The sequence below is a fragment of the Piscibacillus salipiscarius genome (assembly GCF_042685285.1).
Lineage (GTDB): Bacteria > Bacillota > Bacilli > Bacillales > Alkalibacillaceae > Piscibacillus > Piscibacillus salipiscarius.
In genome coordinates this window covers 58,352-69,113 of sequence record NZ_JBHUMZ010000022.1, presented here as the reverse complement: position 1 = coordinate 69,113, position 10,762 = coordinate 58,352, and the positions used below count along the sequence as shown (strand labels likewise).

The 10,762-nt window shown below is 36.9% G+C and carries 13 protein-coding genes; 3 read left to right on the top strand and 10 right to left on the bottom strand.

Features of this window, described 5'->3' with window-relative positions; all coding sequences use genetic code 11:
* Window positions 1-485: 485 nt before the first annotated feature.
* On the bottom strand, window positions 486-1,352 hold the full coding sequence (locus ACFSW4_RS10365; RefSeq protein WP_377329115.1) for a nucleotidyltransferase-like protein: 867 nt from the start codon (window positions 1,350-1,352) through the stop codon (window positions 486-488).
* A gap of 174 nt (window positions 1,353-1,526) precedes the next feature.
* On the opposite strand from ACFSW4_RS10365, the gene ACFSW4_RS10360 reads away from it, so the two are divergent.
* Window positions 1,527-1,907, top strand: a complete 381-nt coding sequence (locus ACFSW4_RS10360; RefSeq protein WP_054754357.1) for a YgzB family protein — start codon at window positions 1,527-1,529, stop codon at window positions 1,905-1,907.
* Between the two features lie 81 nt (window positions 1,908-1,988).
* Here ACFSW4_RS10360 and perR read toward each other — a convergent pair whose 3' ends face one another.
* From perR to ACFSW4_RS10335, 5 genes are all read right to left on the bottom strand, one after another.
* A complete protein-coding gene (perR, locus tag ACFSW4_RS10355; RefSeq protein WP_279401790.1) occupies window positions 1,989-2,423 on the bottom strand; it encodes a peroxide-responsive transcriptional repressor PerR in 435 nt (144 codons plus the stop codon).
* Between the two features lie 107 nt (window positions 2,424-2,530).
* A complete protein-coding gene (locus ACFSW4_RS10350) occupies window positions 2,531-3,085 on the bottom strand; it encodes a cob(I)yrinic acid a,c-diamide adenosyltransferase (protein ID WP_377329113.1) in 555 nt (184 codons plus the stop codon).
* 2 nt (window positions 3,086-3,087) lie between these two features.
* Window positions 3,088-4,038, bottom strand: coding sequence for a D-2-hydroxyacid dehydrogenase (locus ACFSW4_RS10345; protein WP_377329111.1), 951 nt, complete (start codon window positions 4,036-4,038; stop codon window positions 3,088-3,090).
* A 330-nt stretch (window positions 4,039-4,368) separates the two neighbouring features.
* Window positions 4,369-4,839, bottom strand: a complete 471-nt coding sequence (gene bcp / locus ACFSW4_RS10340) for a thioredoxin-dependent thiol peroxidase (RefSeq protein WP_377329109.1) — start codon at window positions 4,837-4,839, stop codon at window positions 4,369-4,371.
* 61 nt (window positions 4,840-4,900) lie between these two features.
* The gene (locus ACFSW4_RS10335) at window positions 4,901-5,287 is read right to left on the bottom strand and encodes an ion channel (protein WP_054754361.1); all 387 of its coding nucleotides are present in this window, start codon (window positions 5,285-5,287) and stop codon (window positions 4,901-4,903) included.
* A 124-nt stretch (window positions 5,288-5,411) separates the two neighbouring features.
* Between ACFSW4_RS10335 and ACFSW4_RS10330 the strand changes: the two genes are divergently transcribed.
* Entirely contained in the window at window positions 5,412-6,701 is a 1,290-nt protein-coding gene (locus tag ACFSW4_RS10330) for a glutamate-1-semialdehyde 2,1-aminomutase (protein ID WP_377329107.1), read from the top strand.
* A gap of 32 nt (window positions 6,702-6,733) precedes the next feature.
* On the opposite strand, the gene ACFSW4_RS10325 is transcribed toward ACFSW4_RS10330, so the two are convergent.
* The gene (locus tag ACFSW4_RS10325) at window positions 6,734-7,480 is read right to left on the bottom strand and encodes a hypothetical protein (RefSeq protein WP_054754363.1); all 747 of its coding nucleotides are present in this window, start codon (window positions 7,478-7,480) and stop codon (window positions 6,734-6,736) included.
* A 338-nt stretch (window positions 7,481-7,818) separates the two neighbouring features.
* Here ACFSW4_RS10325 and ACFSW4_RS10320 point away from each other — a divergent pair, with 338 nt between their 5' ends.
* Window positions 7,819-8,856: an FUSC family protein gene (locus ACFSW4_RS10320; protein ID WP_377329105.1), complete on the top strand. Its 1,038-nt coding sequence runs from the start codon at window positions 7,819-7,821 to the stop codon at window positions 8,854-8,856.
* 77 nt (window positions 8,857-8,933) lie between these two features.
* Here ACFSW4_RS10320 and ACFSW4_RS10315 read toward each other — a convergent pair whose 3' ends face one another.
* The 3 genes from ACFSW4_RS10315 to ACFSW4_RS10305 form a co-directional block, all read right to left on the bottom strand.
* Entirely contained in the window at window positions 8,934-9,284 is a 351-nt protein-coding gene (locus tag ACFSW4_RS10315; RefSeq protein ID WP_377329103.1) for a hypothetical protein, read from the bottom strand.
* A gap of 144 nt (window positions 9,285-9,428) precedes the next feature.
* Window positions 9,429-9,992 carry a GNAT family N-acetyltransferase gene (locus ACFSW4_RS10310; protein WP_377329101.1) on the bottom strand — a complete coding sequence of 188 codons (564 nt, stop codon included), beginning with the start codon at window positions 9,990-9,992 and terminating at the stop codon, window positions 9,429-9,431.
* 37 nt (window positions 9,993-10,029) lie between these two features.
* Window positions 10,030-10,608 (bottom strand): DUF1062 domain-containing protein, encoded by a 579-nt coding sequence (locus ACFSW4_RS10305; RefSeq protein ID WP_377329099.1) that lies wholly within the window; start codon window positions 10,606-10,608, stop codon window positions 10,030-10,032.
* Between the last annotated feature and the right edge of the window lie 154 nt (window positions 10,609-10,762).

The following is a 10,762-nucleotide window of genomic DNA, read 5'->3' as shown; positions in this document are numbered from 1 at the left end:
TAAATCGTTTTTGACTCGCCAATCCGAGTAAAAAACGTGAATTGACTACAGGCTATTTTGTTTAGTTTTCAAGGTTCAAATGTCGGTCGCCTCAAAAAAGCGACTTATATAGAATAACAAGTTCTCAGGAAAAAGTCAACTACTTTTTAGTTGATTTTGAGATTTTGTTTTCTTGTTTATCACGCTCTGTTCTTAACGCGACGTTTAATAATTTATCATGAATTAATCAGATTGACAAGTGCTTTTTCAAAAAGATTTAATTCATTTTGTTGGCACCAATTTAAAGTGTCTTTTTGGCGCGACAAGAAATAATATAGCACGGATTCATTTCTCAAGTCAATAGATTTTTTAAACCACTATCAATATTATGAATGAACCCCAGTCAGCGTTCCTTATTTTTAACAAAAACTATGCCATCCATACATATTATCTAAAGAAAGGTTAGAAGCTAGCCACTCTTGTCGCACTGAGTGGCTTAACTTCCGTTATTTTAAAACATATTGCCTATGGAAGATACTCTGTCCTTTCGTTTCAACTAAAACGGTCTTTATAATTTTTCGTTCAACTAAATACTCTAACAGTATAGATAGATCTAATGTATAAGCTTGTAATTCAGGGTGCACTTTGAGTTCTCCGAACGACCATGGCTCCTCTTTTTCTTTCATTAAATTAAGTAAATGCTCAGCGCCATGCTCTGCTCTTGAATGAATCGCAAAATCGCTTGCCAGTAACATCAGAGAAATTTTCTTCTCTAATGATTCTTCACTTTCCATTAATTCTTCATATAGTTTATAAACTTCCGGATCAATTTTTTTAACTTGATTCCAGACGGTTATCTCTGGGTGAAAGCCTTTTTCTAATACTGTAACCCGTGCTAGGTAATGCAAAGATCTAACCATTAAACTGTTAGCATCCATATAGTGTTTACTATTATATAAATCTTTACACTCGCGATAAGCTCTTATCAACTTCGCGAATTCAACAGCCTTTTTAAGCTTCCTATTCTTTTCGGGAAATTGATGTAGTGTTTCTTTTAAGTTCGCCATATATTCATTTCGGTCAAAAATTACTTTCCCATTAATTAACCAGTCAATGGCTTTACGGTAACCGCTCTTGTCAATCCATTCATTTAATAACTGTTCATCCACAATGTGCATGGCAGCTGTTTTTTGTTCAAATTCATAGTGTTTGACATACCAATCTTCTTCCGCTTCACGCACGACAATTAGCAGAATCACATCAAAGTTATCTGTAACTGGGCTTTGATCATGCAATTTCTCATATAATAAAACTCCAAGTGTGTTAGGCTGGCTTGCTCTCTCTTGATAAATTGGACGCAATAGATTCTCCATCCTTAATCCTCCCTCGACCATTCCTCAAATAATTAAATTCGACAAAAATTCATGATTTTCCTTTTTTCTTCACATACACTAAAATAAAATTATGCTATACTTCTATCAGATATTAAAAGGCAATATATAGAGAAAACTTTTACTTATTGGAATGACAAGGGAGGTGCCCTTCATATGAAATTGAAATATAGTAATAAAATAAATAAGATACGTACAGTCGCACTAGCATTAGTTTTTGCTGGTATGATTATTATGTATATCGGTCTTTTATTTAAGAGCTATGAATGGGTAATGGTCTTATTTATGTTCTTAGGATTAATTGCAATCATTCTAAGTACGGTTATTTACTTCTGGATTGGAATGCTCTCCACAAGGGCAGTTCAAGTGGCTTGCCCAGAATGCGGAAAAGCAACGAAAGTATTAGGGCGCGTGGATGCGTGTATGTTTTGTAAACAGCCTCTAACTCTAGACCCTAATTTAGAAGGCGAAGAGTTTGATGAGAAATACAACTCGAAGAAATATTGGAAAGAGCAAGAGAAAAAGAGTAATAGTTAAACTCTGTAGGGCTATCTCAATTAACGAGGTGGCCCTTTTTTAATAAATAAAAACCACACCATGAAAGGAGTGGTTTAGAATTTAGTGATTCGTTTGTTGGCAGTCTTCGCATTTTCCGTAAACTTCCATGCGGTGATGACTGACTTCGAAGCCTGTTACTTGCTCTGCTAGTTGCTCCACTTCATCTAATGAAGGGTAGTGGAAATCAACAATTTTACCACAAGACTCGCAAATAACATGATAGTGTTCTGTCGTATTGCAATCGAAACGGCTAGATGAGTCGCCATAAGTGAGCTCTCTGACTAAGCCAATCTGTTGAAATACACGTAAGTTATTATATACTGTTGCAACACTCATGTTTGGGAATTTACCTTCAAGTGCTTTATAAATATCATCTGCGGTTGGATGAGTCATCGCTTGCATAAGATACTCAAGCACTGCATGACGTTGGGGAGTAATCCTTACACCCGAGCTTTTAAGATGAGATAAGGCTTCCTGTAATCTTTGTTCTGACACCGTCATGCACCTCTCTTTCAACTATATAATTATTAAATAAGAATTCTTATAAATAGTTTAATTCGAAATAGAGTCTTTTGTCAATTTATATGGCTAAAAAGACCAAGTTATACATCGGTATTTAATGGTAATTCCTCTCCGCCTAAACCTTGGTTTACATAACGAGCTGCTACAAATAGAAAGTCCGAAAGTCTATTTAAATATTGCAAGACCAGTTCATTGTCCACATCTTCAATCGCCACCGCCATTCTCTCTGCTCTGCGCACAATTGTGCGGGCTACGTGTAGAGAAGCTGCTGCGGGATGGCCAGATGGTAGAATAAAGTTCTTTAATTCTTCTAGATTTTGATCCCACTCATCAATTTGTTTTTCTAAGAAGTCGATATGCTCTTGCTTAAGTTTCCACATGACTTCTTTACCGCTAGGAGTTGCAAGCTCTGCCCCAACATGGAACAAGACTGTTTGCACTTTATGCAAAGCATCAATGACTTGGTCTTTACCATCCCACTCTGCGTTTAATAGATGGCTCCTCGCAACTCCTACAACTGAATTGGCTTCATCACAAGTTCCGTATGCTTCAACACGAATATCGTTTTTCTTTACGCGCTTTCCATAAATGAGAGATGTACTTCCCTTATCTCCAGAACGAGTGTAAATTCTCATCTTTAGTACCCCCTCTTCGGATCGATCACGTTAATTTCAGGTTTTTCCCCATTTAAGAACTGTTTTAGGTTATTCTCAAAAATATCTAAAGCACGTGGCATGTATCCTGCTGTAATCGCAGAATTGTGAGGCGTGAGTGTCACATTCTCCATATCCCAAAGCGGGCTATCTTCTGGTAAAGGTTCTACTTCAAATACATCTAAAACAGCATGACGAATTTCATTGTTGTTTAGAGCTTCAATCATTTCTTTTTCATCAACTGTCGTACCTCGTCCCATGTTTAAGAAAACAGCATCCTCTTTCATCGCTTTAAAATGTTCTGACTTAAACATTTTTTCCGTATCTGGCGTTGCTGGAAGCACATTAATCACAAAATCGGCTTCAGGCAATTTGTCTAAAAGTTCTTCATTTTTGTAACATTCATCGAAGTAGTCTTTTTTAGCACCACTTCTAGAAACTCCAATCGTTTTCATGTCAAAAGCTTTAGCCTTGCGGGCTGTTTCTTGCCCGATAGCGCCAGTGCCTACGACCATCATTGTTTTACCGCTAATTTCTTCGATTTTAACTCGTTTGTCATAAACATGTTTGCGCTGATTTTCTATAAACTGCGGCAGGTTTCGATAGACTTGAAGTAGCATCGCAATCGCGTATTCGGACATTTGTATTTTATGAATACCTCGAGCGTTCGTGACAAGGATATCTTTCTCAATAATTTTCTCAAATGGCATTTCATCAAGACCTGCTGAAACGACCATAATCCACTTAAGACGATCAGCTTTCTCCATATGTTCATTAGTCAAATCTTCACCGAACGTTACAATAACGTCAGCTTCTGGTATGTATGGTTCTGCCTCTTCAATTGGGTATTTAAAAATAAAATTAGCTTCAGGAAACTTGTCCACTAACTCTTCTCTAAAGCTCGTTTTCATTCGTGCTGTGACTAGTATATTCATTAACAGGACACCTCTTTTATTAATGGTTAAGTATATTTAGAGTTATATCGTGATGAAAGGATGCTTGTGCTGAAAAATTGTGATGAGCGAAGGTGGGGACTCCAGGTCGGCTAAAAACGGCCACGTCCTATGGCCAACGCCGACACTAGAACGTCCGGTTCGTCGCGGGAACAGCACGAGCTGAAGATCACTTTGAAAAGAAATTGATTTCTTTTCAAAGAAGCTGAAGCCGTGCCCACGGAAAGCGTCCACCGAAAGCGAAACACATTTTTATTGACACCAAATGGTTTAAAAACTGACCATAGTTACGTGCTATGGCCAGCTTACTTCTTAGCTTAAATTTTCTTTTATATAATTTAGTGCATCTTCAACGTGATCTTTCACGCGCACCTTACGCCATTCTTTAACAAGCTGTCCTTCTTTATCAATGATAAAAGTGGAACGCTCAATACCGTAATATTCCTTACCGAAATTTTTCTTAAGCTTCCAAACATCAAAGTCTTCAGCTACTTTATGATCCTCATCTGCTAGGAGTAAGAAAGGCAAATCGTGCTTATCAATAAATTTCTCATGACGATCAACTGGATCCGGACTCACCCCAAGAATGACGGCGTCTAATTCCTCAAAACTCTTATGGTTATCTCTAAAATCACAGGCTTCTGTCGTACAACCTGGTGTCATATCTTTAGGGTAAAAATAAAGAACTACATTCTTCCCTTTAAAATCTGATAAACTAACGTTTTCTCCGTTACTTGCTTGCAATGTGAAATCTGGTGCTTGTTTACCTAATTCTACTGTCATGACGATTCCTCCTTTAATAATCCTTTATTTTAGATTATCGAAGAATGGCGCCGATGACAAATTATTTTATCAATTTATATAAAAATGCAGCTGGCAAGAGATAACCGACGGCAGCTTCAATTAATGATACGAATCTAGCAACCCCAATAGGATAAATATCACCATAGCCAACGGTCATTAGGGTGACTCCGCTAAAGTAAAGTGATCTTAAGAACCGATCAAGCGTGCTTCCGGCTTGCAAGGATATGTCTGATAGGACGGTAAATCCTATTTGTGACATTAAAAAATAGATTAAGGCAAAGCCAATCATTAATATAAAATAAATAATTAAAAATGCGATAAATAATTCACTTGAAAAGGAGTGCCGTATATTTCGATTACTCCTAAGAAAAATCAATATACTTACAATCACAATAATCACAACAAACACGATTTCTAAATACCCCATCCGCACCATCCTTTGATTACGCCTCATTAATTTTTATGTAAAAGTTGTCCATCTCATGTAAAAAAATGAGGGACTTGGTATGATAAAATATAGCTTGGATTATATTAAATTGGAGGATTTACTCATGAATAGACCTACATCTGAACAGTTATACAACGAAGCACAAGAACATATTGTTGGAGGCGTCAATTCTCCTTCAAGAGCCTATAAAGGTGTTGGCGGCGGGACACCAGTTTTTATGGAGAAAGCAAATGGTTCACATTTTTGGGATGTAGACGGCAATCAATATATAGATTACTTGGGGGCTTATGGACCGATTATTACCGGCCATGCTCACCCGCATATTACTGAAGTGATCAAGGGAGCGGCAGAGAACGGGGTATTGTATGGTACACCTACTAAACTAGAAAACAAATTTGCCAAGATGTTAAAAGATGCGATTCCTTCATTAGAAAAGGTACGATTTGTTAATTCTGGTACAGAAGCTGTCATGACCACGATTCGTGTCGCTCGTGCTTATACAAACCGCACGAAAGTTGTTAAGTTTGCTGGGTGCTATCACGGACATTCAGACTTAGTACTGGTTGCGGCTGGTTCAGGACCATCAACACTTGGCACACCCGACTCAGCTGGCGTGCCAAAAAGCATTGCGCAAGAGGTTATTACGATTCCGTTTAATGATGCTGAGGCGCTAGAAGATGCACTAGAGAAGTATGGTCAGGATATCGCAGCCGTTTTAGTCGAACCAATCGTTGGGAACTTTGGAATCGTTGAGCCAAAACCTGGGTTTTTAGAAAAGGTAAAAGAGCTGACGCATCAAAATGAAAGTTTACTTATTTTCGATGAAGTCATCACAGCGTTCCGTTTCCATTATGGCAGCGCACAAGAATTAACTGGTGTAACGGCTGATATGACAGCGATGGGTAAAATCATTGGCGGTGGTCTACCGATTGGGGCATACGGAGGCCGCGTTGATATTATGGAACAGGTTGCTCCACTTGGACCTGCCTATCAAGCTGGTACAATGGCTGGAAACCCTGCATCAATGGCTGCAGGAATTGCCTGTTTAGAAGTCTTACAAGAAGAAGGCGTGTATAATGAAATGGATCGTTTAGGGGCTAAATTAGAAGAAGGCATTTTAGAACGTGCTGATAAACACGGCGTTCAGATTACGATTAACCGGTTAAAGGGCGCCTTGACGGTTTATTTTACAAATGAAAAAATAACGAATTATGAACAAGCTGAAAATACGGACGGCGAACAATTTGCGAAGTTCTTTAAACTGATGTTAGATCAAGGCATTAACCTCGCACCTTCTAAATTCGAAGCGTGGTTCCTAACGACCGCGCACACGGATCAAGACATCGAAGAAACATTAGAAGCCGTTGATCATGCATTTAAACAAATGAGTTAAGCAAAATCACCGCGAGCGATCGCGGTGATTTTTTATTCAATCGCCCATTCTATTCTAAAACGACCTTCCACATCATCACCTATGATGACAAATCGATAGACCCCACTTCTTTTGGCTTCAAACCTCGTTTGGTCGTCATTAATTTCAGCTCTGCCAACTTTTTGTCCAAGTTCATTTAGAATGTGGAAACTCCAGCCTCCCTCATTTATGTTATTAAATTCGAATGAAGACGTAATGGACTCCCCTTTTTCCGCTTTAATTGGCACTTCATGTCTACCATTAAAATAGTCAAAGGATGCTTCATACGAGGTTTCGGTTCTCTCTTCTACCCAGCCTTGTTTGTCAGTGAAATTTAAGTTAAGGAAAATGAAACAAACGAGCGGTACCACAATTGAGAGGAAAATTTTGAGTATAGTTGATTTCTTTGCTAGATACATACCCATATATACCGTTAAACCTGCCATTGCTCCGATTAGCCCAAGAATAAAGTAAAACGTCCAGATTTCCATTGGGTTTAGAAGAAAATACAAGACGCCTGAGACCACATAAAGTGCGAGTTTTATAGACTGATAGTTCATTAGGAATTTTTGCACAATAAAATCAATCATCGAAGTAGCTAAACTAAAGAGGATGATCCACCAGAAAACGACGCTTATTTCTTCTACGAACTCAAACCCATCGTCAATTTCCGAAGACAATAATAAAAAACTTGATAAGACAACGAAGAAAAAGCCTGCACCAGCTAATTTTTTTAATATGTAATGAATACTTCTAGTCATAGTTAACCTTCCTTAATATGTATATCCTCTTAATAGTAGCATACAAAGTCTCAGCACATGATACATCATATTGAACCGAAACCTATTGAAAAAATTTTAAAAAGTAGTTGTAATTTTCAAAATATTTGTGTAGAATGTAATTAATTCAGATTTAATGGATTACCCCTTATCAAGGAATTCATGTTATGAAACTCCCTTCCTTTCTGGTTTTTCCAGACTAAGCCTGTGCCGATTGCGCGGGCTTATTTTTTATTCACAAAACATCTATAATATGTTTTTCTATTTATACATAAAGGTATTATTATAGAAGAAGATGAATAATCGAAAGAAGGTTTTTTATGAAACTTGGAGCAAGAGCATTTAAAACAGGGCTCGCAACCGCCATTGCACTTTACGTTGCAGGTGCTTTTGGACTGAAGGCTGGGGTGTTTGCGGCAGCCATTGCGGCAGTCTCATCGATACAGCCATCTATTTATAGATCAGTCCAGACGATTATTGAACAGATTCAAGCTAACATAATCGGTGCAACGTTAGCTGTCATATTAGTTTTAACAGTTGGAAATGAACCATTTGTGATTGGGTTTGCGATTATTCTTGTTATTGGTATTTGTATGTTGTTTAAAATGAAAGAGGACACAACATTTATCGCGATTATTGCTGTCATTGCGATTATGGAATCGACGACTTTACCATTTTTAGAGCAGGCAGGCGTCCGCTTCTCTGCTATTTTTATCGGAATTGTATCAGCATTTATCGTCAACATGACGTTCCTACCACCTAAGTATGAGACGAGGTTGTTTGAACAAATCAACAGCACAACGAATGACATTCTGCAGTGGATTCGTGTCACAACCAGGCACTTATCAGATCAGCCAGCTTTAAAACGTGAAATTCAAAGGCTACAAGAGGATATTACAAGGTTAGATCAAACATATATGCTGTTCTCAGAAGAGCGTACTTATACTAGAAGGCGGGGATTTGAAAGGGCTCGTAAACTAGTGTTGTTTAGACAATTAATCGCAACGACTAAAAAGGCTTTTAATGTTCTGCAAAACTTACACCGAATGGATTATGAAATTGAACATTTCAAGGGAAATATTAATAAGCAAATCATTGAAGAAGTGGATAAAACACTGCATACTCACGAAAAGCTAGTGCTCATGTACCTTGGCCGAATCCGTAAAAAAGAAACGGACCCACTTGAGAGAATCACCGAACCGAACATTCAAGATTTAGTCGATCAATTGATGGAAACCTATGACGATGAGGAAAGCGACCGCATGACCTTTCTTCCTCTCGCATCAAACCTATTAGAATATCATAACGAGCTTATTCACCTTAAGAAATTGCTGGTGAGTTATCAAAATAAGGAATGAGAAAAGGGACTTAGAATTTTTTCTAAGTTCTTTTTAAATTTATCTTCTTCGACTAACGCCCCGTTGTTGAAGAAGAATTACTGCCCTATTAACTTATAATTTTTCGTAAGTTTTATTAAAAAGAAACTAATTAAATAGGACATACAAGAGACACCAAATAAAACGAAAATTCCAGGTGTAAGAGCCAAATATAGACTAAATGGTAATGACCATACAAAAGCAATTAACAACAATGATGGTTTTGATGTAAAAGAAGCTACGATTGCGACACAAGCTGGAAGTAATAGCATAAAAAATGTTGATAAAACAGGTTCAACCCCATAAGAATTTGTGTAAGGATTATAAAAATTTAGCACTATCCATAAAATTATGCTGGCAAAACCACTGATTATCCCTATAAACTTTGATGTATTTTTAATTAAAAACACCCTCCCCTCTTTGGATATGATAAGTATAAACTTTTACAAACATTCTTTCCCCTCCTGTTACTTAATGGTTTTCTAATTAACTCAAGAGCGATTGTCAAGATTGAACAATCGCCCTTTTAGTTATAATTGTAGTTACTCACTATGTTACTTTATTATTGAATAGACACATGTGTCGGTCAGTTTGTTACCATCAGCGGAAAAATTATCATTTCTTAAAGTACCTTCTAATACAAACCCTAGTTTCTCTGCAATCGCACGACTTTTAAGGTTTGTTGATTCACACCTTATTCCAATCCTTCTAAATTTAAAATGATTTAATCCAAAGTTAACCAGTTCCCTTACAGCTTCCGTCATATATCCATTACCACTATATTTTGTGCTAATCCAGTATCCAACTTCACATTTTGGAATGTCCCAGTCAATTTCATGGAGGCTCGTAGTTCCAATAAATTCATTGCTACCTTTGTCAAATATAAGAAAACGAAAGCTTTCTCTTTTTAAAAAATTAATATGAGCATTCCTTAGCATAATCTCTACTTCTTCAACAGTAGGAGGTTCTTGGAAAAGTGACAACCACGATTTTAATTCATAAATAGAATCTTCAATTGCTTGGTACACAACTTCTCCATCACCAGCTTGTAATGGTGCTCGTAGAATCAGCCTTTCTGTTTCTAATTCTAGAGGAACATCTAACAATAAAGGGTTCATTTGATTTTCCCTCTTTCTAGACTTTTTAAATTAATAGTTAAAGTTTAATTTTCTGGCCTTTTCCTACAACTGTTATTTGTAAATTATGAGTGATTTTTTTCTTGATATTGATCTTTGGATTTAGAATGATCATCTCATCAAGTTCCAGTTTTTTGAGGTTTGATCTTGAAATTCCAAGTATTTCTGATAATACTTTATCAATTCTAAGATCAAGTTCATATTTACAATAAAACCTAATAGTAAGATTGTTAGATTTTAAATCAATCTTTTCCTCTCTTAACTCGTAACGTATATTTGTATTCACTTCATGACATTGTTTTCTCAAAAGTTTGGATTGAAAAGCATAGCGCCAGATCGTCTCTTTATCATTACTTATAAATTTGTGATATAAATCAGAATTAATATTGTTTACATGTACTCTCGATAAAATAGGGAAATTCCAAGTTCCTTCACAATGCGTACAGTTATAAATAACCCAAACATCAACCAGTTTTTGATTTGAATTAACCCTGAATTTCTCACTACAATAGAACTCTGTATTCCTTTTACATTTACCACAGTTCCGAATGACATTAGGTGTTTCTTGTGGAATAATCTCAAAATTATACAAGCACATTTACCGTGCCTCCTATAATTCAGAGAAACGCCTGAAACGGTTGAGGAGAAAATTTCCCATAAAAAAAGCGAAATACCTTATAGGAATCTCGCTCGGAATTAACAACTGATGATCCTGCGTTCCCTGTAATGGTTAAAAATAGACATACTTATCC